Origin of the sequence: Nostoc sp. UHCC 0302 (genome assembly GCF_038096175.1) — a bacterium.
Taxonomy (GTDB): Bacteria; Cyanobacteriota; Cyanobacteriia; order Cyanobacteriales; family Nostocaceae; genus UHCC-0302.
Genome location: NZ_CP151099.1, coordinates 8,358,800 through 8,381,171 on the forward strand (window position 1 = coordinate 8,358,800; position 22,372 = coordinate 8,381,171).

Below are 22,372 nucleotides of genomic sequence, written 5' to 3' on the forward strand. Positions count from 1 at the left end.
CTTGGCAATACTTGAGTAAGCTTTGCTTGAGATATGGATGATATTTTAATAAAAAGAGCAGTAATATCTATAAAACTTACGCATTGACAAAAAAGTGGCCAAGTATTGCCTAATATTACTATCAAGGCTTACAATTTTATTGTAATTATTAAATAATAGAACATTCATCAATGAATATATGGCTATTAGCATCAATAGTATATATTTTTATAGCATTAGTAACTTTTATTCCCACTTTGAGAGCAATACTTAAAAAAGTAAAACTTTATCCAGGTGGCTCTTCATTTAATGAATCTCCATATTTCTCAGAAGAGAATAAGAAATTATTAGAGCAGCATTATAGTAGAATACAAGGAACGCTTGGATTTTGGAAAAATGAAGCTAACAAGTATACAAGATTTCATTTTTACTGCTTAGGGTGGACTATTCCATCAGCAACTTTAATACCTATTGCTACCCAGTTAATAGACGGTACTTTTTATTCAAAAATATTTTTAACTATTGTTTCTGCTCATACTGCTATACTTTTAAGTTTTCACAAAGGATTAAAGGTAGAAAGCAATTTAAAGGCGTTTCGACATGGGGAATCAGAGTTTTATGATTTATATAGAAGATTACTCGACAGACCCTTGTCTTTTGGGGATACAGAAGACAAACAGTTAGATACTTATTTCACTGAAGTAGAAATTATTAGAAGATATGTTAGGAATGCAGAAACTGATAACTTTCCTTTTCTGACGGAAGAAGTAAGATTATCGTTGGAAAAAAAAATTAGTAATTCAGGCTCAGATTAATTTATTAATCCTGCTTGTCCCCACTGTCCTATTGAAATCTCGCTGCAAACAATTTACCAACTTGTGCCAAATCAACATTGCCACCACTAATAATCACACCAATCCTTGCCCCAGGTGATGTTACTACACCTTCTAATAAAGCTGCGGCTGCTAATGCGCCAGTCGGTTCAACAACGATTTTGAGGCGTTCCCACAAGAAAAACATGGCGCGAAGAATTGCTGCTTCAGATACTGTGGCCATATCATCGACATAATTGAGCATCAGGGGAAAGGTAATCTTACCCAAGCTAGGAGTACGAGCGCCATCGGCAATAGTATCAGGATTGTTGACTGTTTGCAGGGTTTTAGTGTGAAAGGAGCGGGTAGCATCGTCAGCTTGTGCTGGTTCTACTCCAACGACTTTACAATTAGGTAAAAGGGCTTTGGTAGCGATCGCACAACCAGAAATTAAGCCGCCACCACCACAACAAACTAATAGCAAGTCTAATTTCCCAACTTCTTGAATTAGTTCTAAAGCGGTTGTACCCTGTCCTGCTACTACATGAGGATGATCGTAAGGGGGTATGAGTGTAAGAGAGCGATCGCGTGCTAAATTTTGAGCTAGTTCTTCCCGATTTGTAGTTTGTCGATTGTATAGAATTACCTCTGCGCCGTAACCACGAGTTGCAGTTTGCTTCACAGCGGGAGCATCATCAGGCATAACAATAGTTGTGGGAATATTTAGCAGTTTTCCAGATAAAGCGATCGCTTGGGCATGATTTCCCGATGAATAAGTAAGAACGCCTTTCTGCTTTTGTGCTGCTGATAGCTGTGAGAGTGCATTGTATGCACCTCTGAACTTAAACGCACCTGTGCGTTGAAAATTTTCGCACTTAAAAAATACTTGGCTATGGGTGCGTTCATTGATAATTCTGGAAGTCAGCACAGGTGTGCGATGGGCAATCCCCAAAAGACGCTCTTGCGCTGCTTGTACATCAGTTACGGCGACAGAGTTATGCTGTGGCATCGACGGTAATGTTAAATATACTTGCTTTTTATTCTTAAACGAAAGCGTATTGATGCCAATCACCCACTGACTGGTAGCCAATCTCCTGATAAATATGATTAGATGTAGGGTTTGCCAAGTCGGTGAATAAAAAGCAGAATTGGTTTCCTTGGTCTAGTAATGTCTGACTTAAAGCTGCAACGCAAGCACTAGCGTAACCTCTGCGGCGGTACTCTAGTGGCGTATACACCATATTCACCCGCACACCGTTGGGTGTGAGGCTGCCACGACAAGCTATTGAAACAGGAACTTCATCCTGCCAAAGGTAAGCATAACCTTGCTCTAAGACCCTTTCAGCCCAGCGTTCCGGATCTATCTCAATTTTGCCCAAGGCTTCGAGTGCAAAAGCTTCATTCCAATTTTTGAGAAGTTCTTTATCTCCTTCTGTAGCCTGTCGTAAATAGCCTGCTGCTTTGGCTATTTGCTGTACTTTTTGTAGTTGAAAGATACGCAGCGCTATTTGCAGTTGGTAAGATTGACCAGTAAGAGAATACCACGCTAGAGCAAAGGCTTGTGCCTCATCTGTAGGGCCAGTAACTCCTGGCAACAATTTTGAAGAAAGATGTAAGTCTTGAGCAAGTGCGTCTACAGCCTTTAAATCTCTAACTTGCGACAGCACTAAACCTCTGGGTGGAGTCCTGATTGCTACGGCTACAATATCATCGTCTATTTCAACAGTTGCTAAGTAAGGCGTTTTGTCAAAGTATTGTGGATTTTGAATCAAGGCGTTACTCATCCCCAGAAGCAGGTTATGCTGTGCTTCTTGAATGAGCAAGTAGTCTTTCACCCGTGCGTAAAACTCACTTATATCTTGAAATTGATGGACTTTCATTTTACTTTTCTAAATTTTCGCTGCTAACAGTTGGGCTGCTCATTTGTTCTCGCAAAACTGTAACTTGAGAAATCATGATTTTCTCTAGCGCCCCAATTTCCATTGCTCCCATCCAACGAATCATTGACGAGAGAAACAGTTCTTTAAGGTAGGCAAAAGAAAAGCCTTCGGTTAATGCAACCATCTGACTCACAGCCTCCTCAGACAAGCGCATTGCAGTTTTTAATTTATCATTCCACAATGTAATATAGGCTTGTCGTTCTGGGATAGCTGGCAGTTCAAAATGATATTTGCGGTCAAAGCGACTGGGGCGATCGCTAATTGCTGAATCTAAACGTTCTGGGTGATTAGTGGTTGCAATGGTCACAATTCCTTGATTAGCGGCAAAGCCATCAAGTTCATTCAAAAAGAAAGAGCGATTGTCGTCATTCAAAAGCGAATCGATATCTTCTAATACCAGAATACAAGGAGCAGACTGGCGTGCTTCTTTGAATACTTTACGAATATTTTCGCTATCAGTAGCATACTCAGACTTAAAGCTTTTAACGTACAAGCAGGGCTGCTGCATCTGATTAATCAATGCTTTGACTGTATGCGTTTTACCATTTCCTGGTGAGCCAATCAATAAAATACCGCGCTTCCAAGGGACGCTATAAGCTGCGTAAGTTTCGCGAGATGCAAAGAAGTTTGCTAGGTCTTCTTGAATGTCTTGTTTAAGAGTGCCATGCAAGATGAGATTATCAAAATTTGCAGTTTGAATAGATTGAAACAAGTCTGGATTTTTGTTCCAGTAACCATCTTCAAAAACTAAAACTTCATCGCGGATTTCTGAGTTCCAATTACAAACTGCGGCAAAAAATTCTTCAGCAATTTCTGTACTATCTGCCAAAATCCAAGAATAGCGGGTTTTACAATAACCTTCCTGCCAACTCATTAAGAGTACATCAAGTTTGTATTCTTGCCATAAAACTTGAAAGCTAGCATTTTCAGTATATTTGTAAATCTCGTTATCCATGCCATTCCAGCCAGTGATCATCTGGTTATGGATGTGAGCATCATATTCAATTTTACAGAGGTTTGCCTCACCATACCTTTCTAAATTGAATGAATCGTCGTTACTTTCTAATAGTACTTTTTTAGGATAAATAGCTGCTAACTCCTGACTAACATGATACGATATAGCACTATTGGGCAAGCTAAGCGCTTCTGTAATTAATTGTTGAATTTTCATGTTTATTTATTTTTTGGTTAGTTGTGCGTGGGAATTCATCAAGTTGAAATTATCTACAAAACATCTGGAGCAGATTCCAGATCAGCAATTAAAAATACAAAATTTATCATAGTAATATTAGCAAGCAGTAGAAATTTACAGATAGACAAATAATTATCTGTTTAGCTGTGGTCTTATTTTTAAGATTTAAACTTTTACTAGAGATTTAAATTATACAAACCGTTGCTTAAATTCATACATTAAATCTACTCTCCCCTTGCGTAACATTGCTGGATCTAATCTTTCAGTGGTGTTACAAGTCATCAAAACCACTAAACGCTGATCTATCTGAATACCAGAGTCATCAATGACACTTTGATATAAAGTGCCATCTAGCAAACTTAAGATGTGTTCAGTTTTGTTATTGTATTGTGCTACTTCAGAAGCACGATTTTGTGCTAGGTTATCAGCTTCGTTGATAACAATGCAAACACGTTCTAAGTAAGTTGGTGGGACAAAGTTAGCGATCGCATCATGATCTAAAATAAAAATTACATATCCGAAAGGTACAAGAATTTCTTTTGCAACTGCCTGTGTCCATGCAGTTTTACCTGTACCCGGTTCTCCATGCACAACTACTGCTAACTGGTTTTGATTAAGAACTGCTTGCTGTACTGTGTCAGTAAAACTTTGAATATCCGCCGGAAATGTCCGAATCGGAAATTGGCTGTGAACTTTGCCTACACGACTTTGATATCCACTAAGCATGACTGCTAAATCATAAGTAGCTTTATTAATTAATGGCGCTATATTCCTTGCCATTAAAGTATATTGACGCCGCCCGCGCTCATAGGAATCAATTTGTAGCCAAATGTCATATTTAGACCAGTAAGCATAAACCGTGTTGACAACATCTAGGCGTTCCCAACTAACAAATTTATCTACAGGAAAATAAAAATCTCTTTCTGAGTAATATTGAGTAATAATATCAGGACATCCCAATAGCTTTAAAACTCGCAAAACAGTAATTTCTTGTAGTCGGTTAAGAACATAATCAATGGGAATGCTGCTACGGCTGACCAATTGAACAATCGGCGTTTCTGTACTCAGAACATCTTTATAGCGATGATCTGGCATCAAAGGTTCAGGTGTAATGTAATTCCAATATTTTTGAAATTCGCCACGCGTGTAATCGGAAGCGACATTTAATAAATTTGCCCACCAAGTGTAATCTCTTCTTCCTAAAGCATCAGCATAATAACTTGCTAAATTAATACTTTTTTGGGTTAACTCATGTGTGTCATGAAACAGAATTTGCCCAAAAAAGTCCAAATTAAAGTCCCGCTGATATGGTCGCCAACCACTAGCTAGTAAGCCTTGACGGTTATTATTTTCTGGTGAACTATCATTACTTCTGAAAGAATCAAAATTCATATTTTTATTTATGTAGCGTTAATCTAATTTTTTATTATGACGTATATATATTCTGAAAAGTTTTTGTGTAATATAAACAACTTGCGTACCAATCTCCAAAAGACAAGTAGTTATTTTAGTTTACTTACTTTTTATGTATTACAGCGTACTACAAACCAAGCATTGTGTCAAGTTTTTTGATAATTTATTGACGAATCAAGTAATTTAGTCCTTATGAATGGAGACTAAAGCGAGGCAGAAAATCATAAAAATAACCTTTTCATGTTGCTACTACTACATAGCATAAGAAACTAATTAAGTAGTCATTATGAATCTTAGTATCTTGGTGGTAAAAAATTTTTATCACCAAGACATTAAGTTTTTTCAGTCAGATTAGCACAATAAAATCTACCCCAAAGTAGTTAATCAAGTTGAGTATTTACCATTAATCTCGATGTAACCTTCTGAGAGATCACAACCCCATACAGTAGCAGCAGCTTCACCAATATTGAGACTAACATGAATGCCTACTTGATCTTTAGACATAATTTGTCGCAACTGTTCTAAGTTTTCCTCATTTAAAGTATCAGGATATACCTTGACATTATCAAATCTGATAATAACTTGTTCAGGATTTATCTCCTGTTCGTTTTCACATTTACCTATTGCCATAGCCACTCGTCCCCAATTAGGATCTGCTCCATAAACAGCAGTTTTTACTAATGGTGAATTCACAATTGCTTTAGCTACTTTTTTAGCTTGTGCATAGTTAACAGCAGAATCTACAGTTACCTCAATAATTTTGGTAGCACCTTCTGCATCTCGTGCAATCTTCAGCACTAACTCTTGTGCAACTTCTTGCAATGCATGAGCAAAATCTTGTTCTGAGACTTCACCTGCTAAACCATTTGCCAAAATTACAGCAGAATCGCTAGTAGAAGTGTCGGTGTCTACGCTTAGGCAGTTGAAGGTTTTATCTATAGTCGGACGAAAAATAGAGCGAAGCGTATTTGCAGGAATCGCCGCATCAGTAAAAAAGAAGGTGAGGAGAGTAGCCATATTAGGCTCAATCATGCCGACACCTTTGGCAATTCCTACCAGTGTAGCATTGCCAATTTTCCGTGTAGCCAGCTTTGCGACTGTATCGGTAGTCATAATTCCACGGGCTGCGGCATGAAAATCGGCGGGAGTTAATTTTTTTCCTAATCCTGATAAACCTGCCCGAATTTTTTCAATAGGGTAGCGTCTGCCAATTACGCCAGTAGAAGCTATGACAAGATTGTGGGCGGTAATGCCAGTTTCAGCGGCTACTAGTTGCAAAATCTCTTCTGCATCAGCAATGCCAACAGCACCGTTAGCTACATTTGCATTCTTAGAAATAACAACAATACCTTGTGCTTGAGAACCTGCTAAGTTGCGACGACTAATAGTTACACTTGGCCCGGCGAAGAGACTTTGAGTGAATACTCCATCAGCAACGCTGGGAACTTCCGATTTAATAAAAACAAAATCATCTGTGTTATCTCGAATTCCCAAGTTAGTAATAAATGCACTAAAACCTTGAGGTGCGGAAGTTATATTTAATGGCATTGTTTTCTCAGATTCATAATCGCCTTGGGCAGAATGCAGAAGTTGAATGATTCAAATTTTTGCTCAACTCAATTTTGGTTTAATAACCCCACTAAATTTAAGGTTTAGTAGAATTAAATAAAAAAGTTAAAATTTTTTTCTTATTCTTGCTTCTGCATAAAGCTTTTTTATACCGATTTTATTATCTCAGGAGCGTGAGGAAATGAAGTTATTACTTTACGCTTTGTTTCAAAGTACTTTTAAATGCATCAACTCCTGATAAATTAAAGATACCTCTTTGCTAAATTTCAAGGAGTAAATACCAATGATGGAAATAATTTGGTTGTTGGTTTTCTGCTTTAGTTGGCTAATTGGTTTCAGTCTTTTGATAGAAATTTGGTTGGATGAAGAAGAGCAGCAGTTGTGATGGCAATTGTAAGCCAAATGTGTAGTTTTAACGTTGGATAATAGCTGCTTTGATAAATTTCCTCAAAAGCGATCGCCTTTAAATTACTAAAAGCGATCGCTTTGTCTACTGCATCGCTTTTATTTGCTGATTAGCTGCCTGCTGCGCTCGTAGCATTGCCTGCTTTAACGGCTGTTGTCCTAACAAGGCGCTGACAAACTGGTTATCAAAGTTGTTGACAATCGCCGCTTGATACTTGCCAACCTGCAAGGGCGTAGCATAATCTACACCTGCCACTAATGGCGATCGCAACGGATCTCGGTCATAACCCAAATTCTTTGCCACAGATTTGCGTGTTGGCAATGCAAAGCCTGTTCCTGTCCATTTTTGCATACCTTCCTTACCAGTCAGGTAGGAAATCAGCTCCCAGGCTTCGGCTTTGTGCTGTGTTTGCTTGCTCATTACATAAGCAACCACAAATACCATCGTGCCTTTTTTATCATTTATTGTAGGAACTTCTGCGGTAGCAAAGTCTATTTCAGGAAAAGTATCAGTTAAGAAGGGAATTGCCCAATTGCCTTCAATTACCATTGCTACCTTGCCTTGTCCAAACATCTCACTACCTGAGTTTGTACCAACATCAGATTTTTGTGCAGAGGAACGGTCTTTTTGATACTGATCTACTACCAATTGCAATCCCTGCAAACCTGCCGGACTGGCAAAGGTAGCATAATCTTTTTCGTCAATGATTTGCCCACCAAAGGCTTTAATTTTGTAAGCCTGACGCGCTAACTCTACAATTTCACCAAAGCCGTATCTATTTATTTTGCCTGTCAACTGCTGAGAGTAAGTGCGTAGTTCATTCCAAGTAGTTGGCGGACTACTCAAGCCTGCGGCAGCGAATGCTTTTTTGTTATAAAACAGGGCAAGGGTGGAATAGTCTTTAGGAAAACCATAAATATGGTTTTGATACTTAAAGTTATCAAGTAAAGTATTCTCAAAGTCTGCTAGGTCAAACTCAGGAGTGATGTAAGCATCTAGTGGTTCTAAGACATTTTGGCTCATCAAAAAAGGAGCGTCCAAGGCATCTAGATAGAAAACATCTGGTGCAGCTTCCCCAACCAAGCGAGTCTTGATGACATCCATGTATTGATCGGGGATTGCCTCGTACTTGACTTTGATTGTGGGGTGCTGTGCTTCAAAGTCTTGGAGTACTTGCCTCAAAAGTTTTTGCTCAATAGGACTACCACCCCAACCACTAAGTTTAATGGTGACTGTGGTAGGTGCAGATGAATTGCTTGGGAGTTGTAAGCTGTGGTAACCAATAAGTACGATCACCACTGCGATCGCCAATCCTAAAAATTTCGACAAACTTCTTCTGTTCACATACAGTTGACAGTTGCTTTCATTTCACTTATACCCTCTGTAACTCAGAAGTAATATTTTATTTTTTTAATTTTTATTGAAAAATACAAGCTTGCTAATTGCACCAGTTAAAAATTAGTTGATTTTTATTCAAGTCGGTAAGGTGATAAAGGGGATTGGGGATGGAGCATTGAGCATGAATAGAGACGCGATTAATCGCGTCTGTACAAGAGCCAGGGTAGAGACGCGATTAATCGCGTCTGTTATTTTTCCCCCTGCTCCCCCGGTTACTGAGCGCAGTCGTAAAGCCTGCGGCATAGCTATGCTTAGGGCGCAGCCTCTCGTAGAGAAGTATGCTCCCCTGCTCCCCTGCCCCCATCCTCTTACTCTACGGCGGTGGAACTTAAGCTCATTGTCTCCCATAACACCATATGGGGAGGAGTTGGTGCAGGCTGATGTAAAGAAATCAGCTGCGCCAAGGTGTTCTTTAACTGGGTACGGGGTACGATTTCATCAACAAAACCGTGTTTTAGCAAATCTTCTGCTGTCTGAAAATCTTCGGGCAGTTTTTCGCGTATGGTTTGCTCAATCACTCGCCGACCAGCAAAGCCAATAGTTGCTTTTGGTTCTGCTATGATGATGTCGCCCAACATGGCAAAACTAGCAGTAACGCCGCCTGTTGTAGGATTTGTCAGAATAGGAATATATAATAGTCGCGCATCTTGATGGCGTTGTAGGGCTGCCGATATTTTCGCCATCTGCATTAGCGAGAGCATTCCTTCTTGCATTCTTGCTCCACCAGAGGTGCAGACAATGACTACAGGATACCGCCGTTGAGTAGCTTGCTCAATCATGCGGGTGAGTTTTTCTCCTACGACCGAACCCATACTCGCACCGATAAACCGGAAGTCCATAACTCCCAGAGCAATGGGTAAGCCATTAATTTCTCCCAAACCAGTTGTAACAGCTTCTATTAAGCCTGTTTTTTCCTGCGTTTCTCGCAGACGGTCAATGTATGGTTTGCGATCGCGAAATTGCAGCGGATCGGTTGGACGCAAATGCTCGTCCAGCGGTCTCCAGGTATTGAGATCAATTAATTGGCGGATGCGTTCATCGCTATCCACCCGATTATGATGACCACATTCAACACAAACCATCTGATTGGCTCTCAGGTCTTTTGCATATGCCAATACACCACACTTAGAGCATTTATGCCATAGCCCATCAGCAATTTCACGTTCTTGACGTTCCAGGCTGGTAGAGCCTGTTTTCCGGCGATTTGCAAACCAATCAAACAGAGACTTTAAACCGCGTGATTCTTCGTTGTTAGCCATTTTTATTTTATTCAACTGGGTATGAGGTCGAAATTATGCCAAGCCGTCATGAGGAGTCTAGGATAAAAAGCCTCAAATCTAGTAACTTTTAACTCTCGACTCTTGTAACGACGCTTTTTTTATAAAGCGCCCTACTCATTAATCTTGGCTACATCGCTAAATTACGCTTCTAAGCAATTGAGACCTTATTTTGCATCTATTGGTTGTCAGCTTAACGAAAATACTTACGCCAATACAAGTCTCCTGCTCGTCTTCCGGGTACTTATTCTGTGAAAATACTGGCAAAGCCATGTGAATACAATCTCCAAACTAAGATGCTCTCCCTATTACACTCAAATTAATCCTTGGTGTTTTCAGGTCATCAACAATCGGCATCTATTGCATTAATTGTGCTTGCCAGCAGGCGATCGTTCTTAAGAGGGTAATACAAGTCACAGGCTGATATTATCAAAATCTGAAGCGCAGATAGGGTAATCCAGGTTACAATCACAAGATATACAAATTTCTTATGGCTAGGGGCTGGAGACTAAGAAACCCCATGAAAAAATTTGTTTGCCTGAAATAATTACGCTTTTATATTGTGCCATCACACATTTTTTGCTTTTCCATATCTCTATCTCTACAAAGATAAGGAAATAATTAAGATTCCCAATCCCCAGTCTCTAGTCCCCAATTCCAATTCAGGACGCTGGAAAAAATAATTTCATGTAGCTCAACAAAATAGCATTTCCAGCAAATAGAGTAATTACAGATCCGAGTGCTAGAAAAGGGCCAAAAGGCATCTTTTGCGCCAATTTCTGCCGTGAGCGTATAATTACGCTACTACCAACTAAAGCTCCTAGTACACAGGCAATAAAACTAGCTAAGAGCAAATATCTCCATCCTAACCATGCTCCCATCATAGCGGCTAACTTGGCATCGCCAGCACCCATTGCAGCTTTACCAAAGGCTATTGAACCTATTATAGTGATCGCCTCAAATAACCATAAGCCCACAACTGCACCGACAATTGCCCTCATTAGAGAATTTACCAATCCTTGCCAACTAGCTTCTGGTAAAAACCCAACCACCATTTGAAATATAATCCCTATCACCAACCCAGATTGGGTAAGTGGATTGGGTAAAGTCATGGTATCTAAATCGATGAGCGACAGTGCTAATAACCAACAACAAAAAGCCCAATAGCCTATTGTGAAAATTGAAACTTTAAATACCAAAAAAACGAGTATAAATATTAGACCTGTTATCGCTTCTACTACTGGATAACGGAGAGAAATCTTGCTTTTGCAATATCGGCATCGCCCTCTTAACCATATCCATCCCAACACTGGGACATTATCGTAGGCTTTAAGCTGGTTTAAGCAATGAGGACAGCGGGAAGGCGGCCAAAGAATCGACAATCCAGCAGGAAGTCGATAAACAACAACATTGAGAAAGCTGCCAATAGATGCACCCAATACAAAAACGATGATACTCGCAGGGACGATCATCAAAATGTCCATATTGTCATTAGTCATTAGTCATTAGTCATTTGTCGTTTATCTTTTCCCCTTTGTCGAGGGTTAATTAATATTGACTCTTAACTTTTGACAGACGCGCTTAATCGCGTCTCGACTCCTGACTCTTGTACAGACGCGATTCATCGCGTCTGTACTCATAACTAATGCGATGAATCGCGTCTTTACTAAACTAATATAGATGGGATTCAATTTGATTTAATGGTACAAAGCACTCTTGAGGTAAGAGAACTGGTTGGTTAGTAAAAATTACCTTACCTCGATGAGTCACACGATTAATTGCTACACCTGAAGGTTGCCCAGCGATTTCGGGGTGTACCTCACAGTGGGTATAGTAGATTTGCCCAGCGGCTCTGATTATGGCGGGATCAATCAAAGGAGACTGGTTCTTTGGAGCGGTAAAGTTTGTTTGTCCTTGTCGTAATGCGTACACTATCGACTGTTATATGATTGCTAGATTTGTCTTTAGTTTACCCGAAACTTCCAGCACCTGTTGCCAGATTGCCCACATTGGAAGAATAAGTTATTCTTTTTCCAGAGCTTTAATCAGTGAGTCACCCATAGCACGGCAGCCTAAAAGATTCTTACCTGGAGAAATTATGTCTCCTGTGCGATCGCCTTGTTCCAAAACTTGCAACACAGCTTGCTCAATATGGTCTGCTGCTTTTGGCTGGTTTAAAGCATAACGTAACATCATCGCTACACTCAAAACTTGGGCTAGAGGGTTTGCTTTATCAAGTCCTGCTATATCTGGGGCGGAACCGTGGACTGGTTCAAAGACGCCAGGCCCAGAAGCACCCAAACTAGCAGAAGGTAGCATTCCGATACTGCCTGTGAGCATAGCAGCAGCATCAGAGAGGATATCACCAAATAAATTACCTGTAACAATGGTATCGAACTGCTTGGGAGCGCGTAGTAACTGCATAGCAGCATTATCTACATATAAATGAGAGAGTTCGACATCTGGATATTCTTGGGAGAGTTGGGTGATGCGATCGCGCCACAACTGAGATACTTCTAATACATTCGCCTTATCTACAGAACAGAGTTTCCCGCTGCGTTTTCGCGCCGCTTCAAACGCCACCCGTCCAATACGTTCAATTTCCGATTCGCTGTAAACCATTGTGTTCACCCCGCGTTTCTCACCAGTTTCCGTTTCAAAAATGCCCTTGGGTTTACCGAAGTAAATTCCACCAGTGAGTTCGCGCACCACCATAATATCAACGCCTTCCACAACTTCCCGTTTCAAAGTCGAAGCGTCAATTAGTTGTGGCAAAATTTTCGCAGGGCGCAAATTGGCAAATAATCCCAAACCCGCACGCAGTCCTAACAAACCTGCTTCTGGGCGTAAATGAGATGGTAAGGAATCCCACTTGTAGCCACCGATGGCTGCGAGTAATACAGCATCACTGTTACGACAGGTATCTAGGGTAATAGATGGCAGAGGTTCGCCTGTCGCATCTATTGCTGCACCACCTATAAGGGCTTCTTGAAATTCAAACTTAATATCAAATTGGTTCCCTACGACTTTTAGCACGTCTACCGCTACTGCCATAATTTCAGGGCCTATGCCATCGCCGGGGAGTAGGGTAATGCGGTAGTTCTGGGTCATAGCTAGTTTTTACTGGGTAAATGCTTGCAGATTAAATATCATACCCAGCAAAATGTACCGATGGAGTTTTTAATTTATTTAGATGTATGTTGTCTGAATCGCCCTTTCGATGACCATACACAGGAAAGGATTTTTTTAGAAGCTGAGTCCATAAGGCTCATTTTAGTTCGTTGTCAGAGTGGTGAATGGCAATTACTGGGAAGTGAAGGATGATGAGTTGGAACAGGCACCAGACAAAGAAAGAAAACGGCAAATGATGGCTTGGGCTGCTTTAGCAATCATTAAAATTATTGGTAGAGAACAAGTCAAGTCCGGTGCTAGAGAAGTTGTTGCTCTTGAATTTAAAACCTTTGATGCATCTCATATCGCTTGTGCGGAAGTCGGAAATGCCGATATCTTTATTAACAACTGATGACAGGATGTTGCGTCTAGCAGCAAAATACAGCGCCATGCTACAAGTGAGAGTAGAGAAGCCGTTGCGGTGGATATCGCAGGTAATAAATGCTCGACGTGACTAACCTGACTCAAGCTGAGATTAGGCGACTGGGAATAGAAGCCTTAACGAAGGCTCTTGACCCTGCTGGAATGGCAAGATTTATACAGCAGTTTGAAATAAGTAGTGGAGATTACACACGAGATAGAGATCAAATTTTGGGAGATATCACTTTTGAAGAAATCTTCGCTACATTCACTAAAGTTTTTTCGCCTGCTTGAGAAATTAACTTAATTCTCTAAGCTTTATTTATCTGTGCAAATATTTTCCCAGTATTAGACATCAAAGTTTGAAGAATTGCTTGTAATGCTACCTTAATTTATCATTGATTGACCAATTTAGCTAAATTTCCTCCAACAGCTAAGACTAAAGATTATAAGGTTCAAATTTTAAATAGCAAAATATCATGTAAAGCTGAATAATCATGCTTGATTTATCCACTCAAGACCTTCGCGACACTGCTATTGAGTTTTTAGAGCAAAGTAGCCCCCAACGTTTGCAAACTCTCAAGCAATTGGGTATTGCTCGCTATGAGTTTTTAACTAAAATGCAGTTAAATGAAGCAAATATTATTTGTATAATGCGGTTTTTCAAATATCCAAATCAGCTAAAATTCCCTAATTTAATGGGAGCAGATTTATCTGGTTTAATTTTAGACGGAGTTAATTTTATCCGGGGAAATTTATTAGAAGCGAATTTAGAAGGTAGCAGTTTAGTCAATGCAGACCTGTTATTTGCAAATTTTACAAAAGCTAATTTGAAAAATGCAGATTTAAGAAATGCAACTCTAAATGAGACTGTTTGGTTAGATGCTTTAGTAGATGAGTGCAAATTTGGTTCAGTCGTTGGATTAACAAAACTGCAACGTAAAGATTTACAACTGCGAGGAGCTAGGTTTAATTGCTGAGATGATGATAATTAAAATAAAAAACACTAATAAGACTATTTTTTAGTATTCTGAGATTAAGAGAGTTGAGGATAATTTTATGAGTAATTCAATTAAACTGCCTAAAAAACTGATGCTTTTGGGTTCAGGAGAGCTAGGCAAAGAATTTGCGATCGCAGCTAAACGCCTTGGTAATTATGTAATTGCTGTTGACCGCTATGCTAATGCTCCAGCGATGCAAGTTGCTGACTCTTTTGAAATAATTTCTATGCTTAGTGCTGATGATTTAGAAACTATAGTCACGAAACATCAGCCTGACTTTATTATACCAGAAATTGAAGCTATTAGAACAGAAAAACTTCTAGAATTTGAGCAGCGAGGCATTACAGTTATCCCGACAGCGGCGGCTACTAACTATACAATGAATCGCGATAGAATTAGAGAGCTTGCACATGAAAAATTAGGCATCAGAACGGCTAGATATGGTTATGCAATTAGCTTAGAAGAGTTGATTGCTATATCTGATGAAATTGGGTTTCCTAATGTTGTTAAACCCGTGATGTCATCCTCTGGAAAAGGTCAATCTGTAGTTGAGGATAAAAGTGAAGTTGAGAAAGCATGGAATTATGCGATCGCTAATTCTAGAGGGGACAATCAAAAAGTTATAGTTGAAGAGTTTATTAACTTTGAAATTGAGATAACTTTACTAACAATTAAACAGTGGAATGCACCAACTATTTTCTGTTATCCTATCGGTCATCGCCAAGAACGAGGAGATTATCAAGAGTCGTGGCAACCAGCAGATATTGCTGAAGATAAGATATTAAAATCCCAAGAAATTGCGACGAAAGTCACCGATGCTTTAGGAGGAGCCGGAATTTTTGGTGTTGAGTTTTTCATCACCAAAGATGAAGTGATTTTTTCTGAACTTTCTCCTAGACCTCACGATACAGGAATGGTGACGTTAATCTCGCAAAATCTCAATGAATTTGAACTCCACTTACGAGCTATTTTAAACTTGCCTATTCCTCATATAGAACAGCTAGGAGCATCAGCTAGTGCGGTAATTTCAGCATCACAAAAATCTGATTCTATTACTTTTAGCGGTGTAGCCGATGCATTATCAGAAAAAGATGTAGATATAAGGTTATTTGGTAAACCCAATGCTCATCCCTATCGGCGCATGGGAGTAGCCTTAGCTAAGGGTGTTAATGTTGAAGAGGCTAGACAAAAAGCTACTAAAGCCGCAAGTAAAATCAAAATTATCTAATCATAGATAAATACGGTTTAGCAAAAATTTGACGTATGTAGAGACGTCGCATTGCAACGTCTCTACAGAGTTATTGCTGATGAAAAATGTTTTGTCCCCAGCGGATTAAATCATAGGTAGGTAGCACAGCTAGCATCCTGCATTGTCTACCTTGTAGGAGTGTTAGCAGAACCAACCGCAGCAACCGGGTTTGGCTGATTCAGGTAATTGTAAACAAGTTGGGAAACTTGACGAATAAAGTCTCTGCCTCTGGTGTCTTTGTAAGGACGAGTGACGAAGATAGCAGCCAAGTAGCGCTTGCCATTAGGCATAGTAATAAATCCAGCGTCGCCAATCAAAAAGCCGATATCTCCAGTTTTGTTGGCGATGACTGCACCTTTCCCTAAACCTGCGGGAAGCAGTGTGTGAATGGTTGTGCGGCGCAGAATATCTAAAACCTGCTCTTGACTCTGTGGGGAAACTAGTTTGTTATTGACTAACAAAGCCAGTACTCGCGTCATGTCTTGCGAACTTGTAGTATTAGTTCCTCTCAAGTCAGCCAACAGACGGCGAATTACAGTGTCTTTCAGTCCCCAACTACGAAAACGTTGATTTAGTTTCGCTGCCCCACCTAAGCGATCAATAATCATGTTGGTGGCTGTATTGTCGCTAATAGTAACCATTTTGGTAACGGTTTCTAAAGCTGTGTATTTCTTGCCGACTCGCTCATATTGCATAATTCCAGAGCCGTTAGTTACCAAGTCACGCCGCATAGTCAGCATTTCATTCAGGGTAACTTTCCCAGCGTCTAAATCCTGAAAGAAGGCAACAAGAATTGGTAGTTTGATTGTACTTGCTGCTGGAAAAACGCGATCGCCTCCTACATCCAAATAATCACCAGTATCCAAATCCAGGAAAAACATTCCTGTTTTAAGAAAACTATAACGAGCCATCAACGCTTTAATCTGAGGCTCTAGTTGTTTCATTGGTGAATGCAAAGGAACTACACCAGCAAATAGATTGCTATTAGTAACTACTGGTGAAACCGCAGGTTGAGTAATTTCTGGAGTGTTCGGCTGGCTTGCAGTCAATCGTATTGGTTGGGGTAACTGCACAGACCAACGCTTGGGGGATTCCTCTGTCAGCTTTACTTGTGCTGGGTCGAAGGTGTAGCCAGGTGCTAAGGTCACCACCATGCGGGTAGTATCTGCGTTAAACTGTTCTACCCGAACTTCTCTAATCACTAAACCTACCTTTTGATTTGCTTGTGGATATCCAAGGTTGACTCCTGGCAAATCAATTACTAAACGGCTAGGGTTGGCAAATAGTTGGACTTTGGGTTGAACATTCTCATCTGTAGTGAAATCCAGATGATTGTGATTGCTATCAAAATGCCAATTGGCGACTGTAGAAGCTTTAACGGTGGAACCGAGCAGGAAAACACTTAAAAAGCTGGGTATGAGCCAGCTAGCTTTCAAAATATTTGCTTTGTGTGTGAGGAGCATGAACGACAACTTGCGGTGTGAGTTAGATTGAAGCAACAAAAACAGCTCATCATTAAAGCACAATTATCAAAATTTTTGGAAATTAGACATTTAGGCTAAAAAGCGATCGCTTGCAAGTGTGAAGAACCTTTACGCAATTAGCTATACTATTTTTAGAAATATTGCATTTATTTGCCTCAAAATCAAAATCCCAAATCTACAGCAATGCGATGAGCGCAGGCAAACCCAGAAAAAGCCACCGCATTCAACCCCTGGCCTGGAAAAGTACTATCTCCTACACAATAAAGTCCTGGAATAGCTGTGCGATTAAACGGCATTCCCAATAACCCCCGCAATTTGTACCGGGGAATTGGCCCATATGTGCCATCCTCACGCCCTAAAAAGCGGCGATGGCTGCGCGGTGTTCCCACCTCCAGATAATCTAATCCCGCATCTAAACCTGGAAAAATCTTCTCTAGGCGGTCAATAATCCGCCATGCAGCCTCTTCTTTCTTCGCCTCGTACTCACTCTGAGAGAGTTCCTGCCAATCATCAATCCAATGCGGTGTGAAGGAATGAATAATGTGATATCCGGCTGGTGCTAAATCTGGGTCAAGTAATGTCGGAATCGAAACAAAAATTGTCCCTTCTGCTGCTGCCATCTTTTCCCAATCTTCCAACAAAATATGATGGCACTCCGTCCCCTTGGGTAAAACTTCCGCTTTCACTCCCATATGTAAACTCAAGAAGCTGGGCGATTTTTGATATCTTTGTTGCCATTTTTTCTCATTAACTGGTATTATCTCTGCTGGTAGTAATTGTTTAAATGTGTCCCAGCGTGTAGCATTAGAAACTATGCGTTTACCCCGATATACTTTACCATTAGCGAGTTGCACACCGACTGCTCGTCCTTGTTCTGTAAGAATTTTCGTAACTCTGGCTTGGTACTGTATATTACCCCCAGCTTTTTCTAGACCCTCAACCAGTTTTTGGGCAATTTGCCCGACTCCACCTTTGGGGTAGTTAACTCCGCCATAGTGTCTATCAGAAAAGACCATCCCGGCATTAATCATTGGGGTCAAGTCAGCTGGAACAACTGACCAGCAATAACACTCCATATCGATAAATTTCAATAACTGGGGGTCTTTTATATAGCGCCGTGCAACATCTCCAGCGTTTTGCGGCAGATACTTGGCTAAACCGAGACACGCTAAAGGATGCTGCAAAAATACCCGCAGTAAATACCGAGGTTCTTCCAGCGACAGCAAATTTATGCTATTGAGACACTTGAATACTTGCTGGCATTCGTCATAAAAGCGACGAATTCCCTGTTCTTCATGACGAAAGTGAGCAGCAAGATTTTGCAAAAACTTTTCATAAACCCGATCAACTTTCAGGTCTAAACCTGCGGGTAAATGATAGTGAATCTGCACGGGATCAGCGATCGCTTCTTGGCTGACATTCACAGCCTCCAAAGCACGGGTGAGTAAGTTAGTAGTGCCGTTGTCACCCAGCCCAAAAATCATCGATGCCCCAACATCGAAGCGATAGCCTTGGCGTTCAAAATAACCAGCACTCCCACCTGGAATCAAATAACGTTCCAGTACCAGCACTTTCGCTCCCTTGGCTGCTAGTTGAGTTGCAGTTACTAAACCACCAATTCCAGACCCAATTACTATTACATCAATTGTCATTGGTCATTTGTCCTTTGTCATTTGTCTTTTGTCCTTTGTCTTTTGTCTACAGTCAACCAATAAATATACGTGAGTTCGACGAGTGCTATGTTGACCTCTCCCCCAGCCCCTCTCCTACGAGGAGAGGGGAGTAAAACAATGATTTTTTCGTTGCTCCTCCCTCTTCGAAGCGGAAAGGGAGGTTGGGAGGGAGAGGTTGATCGAACTTACGTTAAATCTCTTGACTATTTTCCAATGACAAATGACCAATGACTAATGCCCAATCACAAAAAAGAGGGACAAGCCTGCTACCGCTGGCTAATCCCGTCTGCCGATCCTTAAAGAGAGGAGAACACTGTATAACAATATAGCCTTGGTTGAGAATAGATGTCAACTATTAATGAAAAAGTTTATCAATAAAATTGAGGTGTTGATTTTAGCTATCGAGGGTACGCAGGAAAGAGTATTATGATGTTTCAGTTCTTGTACAATAAAAAGTCGCCTAATTCTGGCTATGACAGGACAACTGCGTGTTTACGTTCCACCCCATCCCCTGATTAAGCACTGGCTGGCAGTCGCCCGTGATGCTGCAACACCTTCAGTACTATTTCGCAGTGCGATGACTGAGTTGGGAAGATGGCTGACTTATGAAGCTGCGCGAGACTGGTTGCCAACACAAGAGACAATGGTGCAAAGTCCCTTGGATTCCTGTCCAGCAACTTTGATTGATCCACAAGTGCCTGTGGCAGTAGTACCGATTCTGCGGGCTGGACTAGGATTACTGGAAGGAGCGCAGACTTTACTGCCTCTAGCATCGATTTATCATCTTGGTTTGGTGCGAGATGAAGAGACGCTGCAAATTCAGTGTTACTTGAACAAATTGCCTGAAAAATTTGCTCCCCAAACACGGGTACTAATTACAGATCCGATGTTAGCGACGGGAGGCTCGATCATGACCGCGATGGCAGAATTGACACAGCGAGGTGTTGATCCAGCATTAACACGAATTGTTTGTGTGGTGGCGGCTCCACCAGCTTTGCAAAAACTGAGTGTAGCTTATCCAAGTTTAATTATTTACACTGCTACTATCGACGAAAAACTCAACGACAAGGGGTATATTGTACCGGGATTAGGAGATGCAGGCGATCGCATCTTTGGGACTTAAGTTAGTATGCAGCTAGGGCAAGAACATAGCTTAACTTACTGTAAAAGTTGCAAGGTTTTTTGAAGGCGGTAAAATATGAGTCAGCGAGATGGTTTTGCCAGTGGTTTTTTAGCAGGGGCGTTAGTCGGTGGCGTTTTTGGGGGTGTTGTAGGCGCACTGATTGCTTCTCGGCAAAATTTAGAATTGGCAGATGAAATAGAGACAGAACTTCCTGAGAGCCAAGCCGAAGCCAAGAAAATTTCAGCGAAACGGCGTCAGATGAGGGCCTCAGAAAATGACAGTATCGGCATAGAAACAGCTCGGCGATCGCTAGAAGATAAAATTGCCCAGCTTAATGCCACAATTGATGAAGTGCGGAAGCAACTGGGCAATGTCAATGGAGGTTCACCGCAAACAGTCGGCGATCGCTCTATAACCAAAGACTCTTGAAGTTTGTCCAAATGTGGTGAAAGTGTCAAGTGTGGTAAATACTCAGTCCACAGACACCATGAGATGGACTAAATTACAATCAATAATAAGACCGCGTTTGGCACTTAAAACCCATGTATTTACTGATTAGTACTCTAGCTACTTTCACGCAAATCTATACCGTTTTACTGATTATTCGGGTTCTGTTAACCTGGTTCCCGACAATCAACTGGTATAATCAACCCTTTTCTGCTTTGAGCCAGATAACTGACCCTTATCTCAACCTTTTCCGCTCATTTATTCCACCATTGGGCGGTATGGATTTTTCCCCAATGTTAGCGATTTTACTACTTCAATTTTTAGGTAGTTTGATCGGTGGTTTACAAGTCTACGCCTAAGACAGAATTTGCAGTCTGCTGAATACTCAACTAAAAATATTTTAGGTTTGGGCTAACTAGTCCAAACCTATTTAATCTGATTAATTAACGCCGGACTTGGCCGCTAAATCCAGCGGCCTTAAACTGCTTCAGCTTTAAAGGTTCTGGCTGATTCGCAGGTACAGAGATTCTTAACTCAAAATCGCTAGTTCCTGGTGGTACTTCAGCAATAGAACCCAGCCGAGTGCGATTTTGCATCACTGAGTCATTATTGGCATCATAGATGCGTCCAAAAATATCTGCATCGTAAACTGTTTTATTAGTGCCATTTTCTGCTTTGCCAGTGACAATGAAGCAATTAGCAGCCGCACTACCACTACTGGTTACAGCTCCTTGTGCCAGTTCTGCCGGACAATCTTTATAAGAAATATCAAATAGTTTAATTTGTGTTAGTGCTACAGCAGGGGGAATAATCACCCACGATAAAAACGTAATCAGGCAGCACACAATGCTGACCTTTATTAACCCTGAGTAGTGAGTTCTGAGTCTTGAGTATTTCTCCATACCTAGACTCCAGGAATTTAACAAAGATGCTATGATGCTTTTCTTTTTCATATTTAAAAATGGTACAAAAGAAACTCAAAACTCAGTGATAAGTTTGAGCGGCGGCTTTCGCCGTTAGCTCCACGATGCGCGAGGCTCAAATTTTCGGTGACTCAGCACTGTTTTAACCTCAGCTTACCTGAATTTAACTACCAGGAGATTGAAAACTTTAATTTAACCTTTGTAATAATTAGGAAAACAAACCCTTAATTGCTATTAACTTATGACTCCAGATGAGATTGAAATAGCCTTGCAAACAGCCTTTAATAGTTGTGATGCAGTAGGCTGTCCTCTCACTGACGCGCAGAAACAGATATTACTGCAAGTGGTTGAGCAAATTCAGGGAAACTCTAACTCCAGGGTGTCAAATATTGCTAATCCCTTAGACGAACTTACTCCAGAGGAATTAGAAGCATTTTTGGAGTTTGTCAAGAGCGAGGAGCAACGCAACCGCACTTGGAAAGTGCAATTACTTAATGACTGGTTGTTGGAAAATGACTCTGGAACAGTACAATTTATTCGCAACCGCTATGGCTTGCAGTGGTTAAATCGTGTTGAGTCATACCATTTTGATAAGTATTCTTATTTGGAGGATGCACTCAAGCTGAGATTAGGTGATCGCATTGAAGTTTCCAATGCACTGTGGGAATGGGTACAAGAGGATGGCCCCTGTAAGCGCGAATGGTTTCCTTGCATCGTGATTCAAGTAGATGAAATTAGCAATGGTGATGACTTCTGTACCAATTGCGTTGTTCGCTTCTACAACGGTGGTGAGTATGAAATTCAAGGAATTTACGAATGGAATCGCTATAATTGGCGCTGGCCGCAGAAATAGAGGGATTGGGGACTGGGGACTGGGGATTAGGGAGAGTTGGAACTCCGTTCATCTAGCTTGAAGCTTAATCCTTCAAGTTTTAACTTTCTCTCATCTTCCTTG

The 22,372-nt window shown here is 40.8% G+C and carries 23 protein-coding genes; 9 read left to right on the forward strand and 14 right to left on the reverse strand.

The annotated features are described in order from the left end of the window. Nucleotides 1–170: 170 nt before the first annotated feature. Nucleotides 171–794 (forward strand): hypothetical protein, encoded by a 624-nt coding sequence (locus WKK05_RS36185; RefSeq protein WP_341527763.1) that lies wholly within the window; start codon nt 171–173, stop codon nt 792–794. Between the two features lie 28 nt (nt 795–822). On the opposite strand, the gene WKK05_RS36190 is transcribed toward WKK05_RS36185, so the two are convergent. The 11 genes from WKK05_RS36190 to leuB all read right to left on the reverse strand — a co-directional run bounded on the left by WKK05_RS36190 (nt 823) and on the right by leuB (nt 13,097). Further along, entirely contained in the window at nt 823–1,800 is a 978-nt protein-coding gene (locus WKK05_RS36190) for a threo-3-hydroxy-L-aspartate ammonia-lyase (RefSeq protein ID WP_341527764.1), read from the reverse strand. Between the two features lie 34 nt (nt 1,801–1,834). Continuing rightward, nucleotides 1,835–2,671, reverse strand: coding sequence for a GNAT family N-acetyltransferase (locus WKK05_RS36195; RefSeq protein WP_341527765.1), 837 nt, complete (start codon nt 2,669–2,671; stop codon nt 1,835–1,837). A 1-nt stretch (nt 2,672) separates the two neighbouring features. Further along, complete coding sequence (locus WKK05_RS36200; RefSeq protein WP_341527766.1) at nt 2,673–3,902, reverse strand: ATP-binding protein; 1,230 nt, start codon at nt 3,900–3,902, stop codon at nt 2,673–2,675. Nucleotides 3,903–4,112: 210 nt separating this feature from the next. After that, nucleotides 4,113–5,315 (reverse strand): AAA family ATPase, encoded by a 1,203-nt coding sequence (locus tag WKK05_RS36205; protein ID WP_341527767.1) that lies wholly within the window; start codon nt 5,313–5,315, stop codon nt 4,113–4,115. A gap of 405 nt (nt 5,316–5,720) precedes the next feature. Further along, nucleotides 5,721–6,884: a bifunctional glutamate N-acetyltransferase/amino-acid acetyltransferase ArgJ gene (gene argJ, locus WKK05_RS36210; RefSeq protein ID WP_341527768.1), complete on the reverse strand. Its 1,164-nt coding sequence runs from the start codon at nt 6,882–6,884 to the stop codon at nt 5,721–5,723. A gap of 511 nt (nt 6,885–7,395) precedes the next feature. After that, on the reverse strand, nt 7,396–8,640 hold the full coding sequence (locus WKK05_RS36215) for an ABC transporter substrate-binding protein (protein WP_341527769.1): 1,245 nt from the start codon (nt 8,638–8,640) through the stop codon (nt 7,396–7,398). 144 nt (nt 8,641–8,784) lie between these two features. Further along, nucleotides 8,785–8,952, reverse strand: coding sequence for a hypothetical protein (locus tag WKK05_RS36220; RefSeq protein WP_341527770.1), 168 nt, complete (start codon nt 8,950–8,952; stop codon nt 8,785–8,787). Between the two features lie 65 nt (nt 8,953–9,017). Beyond that, nucleotides 9,018–9,968 (reverse strand): acetyl-CoA carboxylase, carboxyltransferase subunit beta, encoded by a 951-nt coding sequence (gene accD / locus WKK05_RS36225; protein WP_341527771.1) that lies wholly within the window; start codon nt 9,966–9,968, stop codon nt 9,018–9,020. A gap of 680 nt (nt 9,969–10,648) precedes the next feature. Beyond that, the gene (locus WKK05_RS36230) at nt 10,649–11,470 is read right to left on the reverse strand and encodes an A24 family peptidase (RefSeq protein ID WP_341531288.1); all 822 of its coding nucleotides are present in this window, start codon (nt 11,468–11,470) and stop codon (nt 10,649–10,651) included. Between the two features lie 187 nt (nt 11,471–11,657). Then, entirely contained in the window at nt 11,658–11,918 is a 261-nt protein-coding gene (locus WKK05_RS36235; RefSeq protein WP_341527772.1) for a hypothetical protein, read from the reverse strand. Nucleotides 11,919–12,008: 90 nt separating this feature from the next. Then, the gene (gene leuB, locus WKK05_RS36240) at nt 12,009–13,097 is read right to left on the reverse strand and encodes a 3-isopropylmalate dehydrogenase (protein ID WP_341527773.1); all 1,089 of its coding nucleotides are present in this window, start codon (nt 13,095–13,097) and stop codon (nt 12,009–12,011) included. A 178-nt stretch (nt 13,098–13,275) separates the two neighbouring features. Here leuB and WKK05_RS36245 point away from each other — a divergent pair, with 178 nt between their 5' ends. From WKK05_RS36245 to purT, 4 genes are all read left to right on the forward strand, one after another. Then, the gene (locus WKK05_RS36245) at nt 13,276–13,509 is read left to right on the forward strand and encodes a hypothetical protein (protein WP_341527774.1); all 234 of its coding nucleotides are present in this window, start codon (nt 13,276–13,278) and stop codon (nt 13,507–13,509) included. Nucleotides 13,510–13,598: 89 nt separating this feature from the next. After that, a complete protein-coding gene (locus WKK05_RS36250; protein WP_341527775.1) occupies nt 13,599–13,811 on the forward strand; it encodes a hypothetical protein in 213 nt (70 codons plus the stop codon). Nucleotides 13,812–14,014: 203 nt separating this feature from the next. Continuing rightward, entirely contained in the window at nt 14,015–14,497 is a 483-nt protein-coding gene (locus WKK05_RS36255) for a pentapeptide repeat-containing protein (protein ID WP_341527776.1), read from the forward strand. 79 nt (nt 14,498–14,576) lie between these two features. After that, nucleotides 14,577–15,746, forward strand: coding sequence for a formate-dependent phosphoribosylglycinamide formyltransferase (gene purT / locus WKK05_RS36260; RefSeq protein WP_341527777.1), 1,170 nt, complete (start codon nt 14,577–14,579; stop codon nt 15,744–15,746). A gap of 146 nt (nt 15,747–15,892) precedes the next feature. Here the strand turns inward: purT and WKK05_RS36265 are convergent, their stop codons facing one another. Continuing rightward, nucleotides 15,893–17,230 (reverse strand): serine hydrolase, encoded by a 1,338-nt coding sequence (locus tag WKK05_RS36265; RefSeq protein WP_341527778.1) that lies wholly within the window; start codon nt 17,228–17,230, stop codon nt 15,893–15,895. A gap of 182 nt (nt 17,231–17,412) precedes the next feature. Continuing rightward, nucleotides 17,413–18,903, reverse strand: a complete 1,491-nt coding sequence (gene crtH, locus WKK05_RS36270) for a carotenoid isomerase (RefSeq protein ID WP_341527779.1) — start codon at nt 18,901–18,903, stop codon at nt 17,413–17,415. Nucleotides 18,904–19,396: 493 nt separating this feature from the next. On the opposite strand from crtH, the gene upp reads away from it, so the two are divergent. From upp to WKK05_RS36285, 3 genes are all read left to right on the forward strand, one after another. Next, nucleotides 19,397–20,047: a uracil phosphoribosyltransferase gene (gene upp, locus WKK05_RS36275; RefSeq protein WP_341527780.1), complete on the forward strand. Its 651-nt coding sequence runs from the start codon at nt 19,397–19,399 to the stop codon at nt 20,045–20,047. 75 nt (nt 20,048–20,122) lie between these two features. Beyond that, entirely contained in the window at nt 20,123–20,476 is a 354-nt protein-coding gene (locus WKK05_RS36280) for a hypothetical protein (protein WP_341527781.1), read from the forward strand. A gap of 113 nt (nt 20,477–20,589) precedes the next feature. Further along, nucleotides 20,590–20,853 (forward strand): YggT family protein, encoded by a 264-nt coding sequence (locus tag WKK05_RS36285; protein ID WP_341527782.1) that lies wholly within the window; start codon nt 20,590–20,592, stop codon nt 20,851–20,853. 84 nt (nt 20,854–20,937) lie between these two features. Here the strand turns inward: WKK05_RS36285 and WKK05_RS36290 are convergent, their stop codons facing one another. Further along, on the reverse strand, nt 20,938–21,396 hold the full coding sequence (locus WKK05_RS36290) for a biotin carboxylase (protein ID WP_341531289.1): 459 nt from the start codon (nt 21,394–21,396) through the stop codon (nt 20,938–20,940). Between the two features lie 262 nt (nt 21,397–21,658). On the opposite strand from WKK05_RS36290, the gene WKK05_RS36295 reads away from it, so the two are divergent. Then, nucleotides 21,659–22,270 carry a hypothetical protein gene (locus WKK05_RS36295; RefSeq protein ID WP_341527783.1) on the forward strand — a complete coding sequence of 204 codons (612 nt, stop codon included), beginning with the start codon at nt 21,659–21,661 and terminating at the stop codon, nt 22,268–22,270. Nucleotides 22,271–22,372: the final 102 nt, after the last annotated feature.

Bases quoted from the DNA above. Each gene is read 5' to 3' on its own strand.
- WKK05_RS36295 (WP_341527783.1), top strand. From the start codon at position 21,659: ATGACTCCAGATGAGATTGAAATAGCCTTGCAAACAGCCTTTAATAGT.
- WKK05_RS36205 (WP_341527767.1), bottom strand. From the start codon at position 5,315: ATGAATTTTGATTCTTTCAGAAGTAATGATAGTTCACCAGAAAATAAT.
- WKK05_RS36200 (WP_341527766.1), bottom strand. From the start codon at position 3,902: ATGAAAATTCAACAATTAATTACAGAAGCGCTTAGCTTGCCCAATAGT.
- WKK05_RS36290 (WP_341531289.1), bottom strand. From the start codon at position 21,396: ATGGAGAAATACTCAAGACTCAGAACTCACTACTCAGGGTTAATAAAG.
- WKK05_RS36190 (WP_341527764.1), bottom strand. From the start codon at position 1,800: ATGCCACAGCATAACTCTGTCGCCGTAACTGATGTACAAGCAGCGCAA.
- WKK05_RS36280 (WP_341527781.1), top strand. From the start codon at position 20,123: ATGAGTCAGCGAGATGGTTTTGCCAGTGGTTTTTTAGCAGGGGCGTTA.
- accD (WP_341527771.1), bottom strand. From the start codon at position 9,968: ATGGCTAACAACGAAGAATCACGCGGTTTAAAGTCTCTGTTTGATTGG.
- WKK05_RS36255 (WP_341527776.1), top strand. From the start codon at position 14,015: ATGCTTGATTTATCCACTCAAGACCTTCGCGACACTGCTATTGAGTTT.
- purT (WP_341527777.1), top strand. From the start codon at position 14,577: ATGAGTAATTCAATTAAACTGCCTAAAAAACTGATGCTTTTGGGTTCA.
- WKK05_RS36195 (WP_341527765.1), bottom strand. From the start codon at position 2,671: ATGAAAGTCCATCAATTTCAAGATATAAGTGAGTTTTACGCACGGGTG.
- leuB (WP_341527773.1), bottom strand. From the start codon at position 13,097: ATGACCCAGAACTACCGCATTACCCTACTCCCCGGCGATGGCATAGGC.
- WKK05_RS36230 (WP_341531288.1), bottom strand. From the start codon at position 11,470: ATGGACATTTTGATGATCGTCCCTGCGAGTATCATCGTTTTTGTATTG.
- WKK05_RS36250 (WP_341527775.1), top strand. From the start codon at position 13,599: ATGCTCGACGTGACTAACCTGACTCAAGCTGAGATTAGGCGACTGGGA.
- WKK05_RS36220 (WP_341527770.1), bottom strand. From the start codon at position 8,952: ATGCCGCAGGCTTTACGACTGCGCTCAGTAACCGGGGGAGCAGGGGGA.
- argJ (WP_341527768.1), bottom strand. From the start codon at position 6,884: ATGCCATTAAATATAACTTCCGCACCTCAAGGTTTTAGTGCATTTATT.
- upp (WP_341527780.1), top strand. From the start codon at position 19,397: ATGACAGGACAACTGCGTGTTTACGTTCCACCCCATCCCCTGATTAAG.
- crtH (WP_341527779.1), bottom strand. From the start codon at position 18,903: ATGACAATTGATGTAATAGTAATTGGGTCTGGAATTGGTGGTTTAGTA.
- WKK05_RS36285 (WP_341527782.1), top strand. From the start codon at position 20,590: ATGTATTTACTGATTAGTACTCTAGCTACTTTCACGCAAATCTATACC.
- WKK05_RS36265 (WP_341527778.1), bottom strand. From the start codon at position 17,230: ATGCTCCTCACACACAAAGCAAATATTTTGAAAGCTAGCTGGCTCATA.
- WKK05_RS36185 (WP_341527763.1), top strand. From the start codon at position 171: ATGAATATATGGCTATTAGCATCAATAGTATATATTTTTATAGCATTA.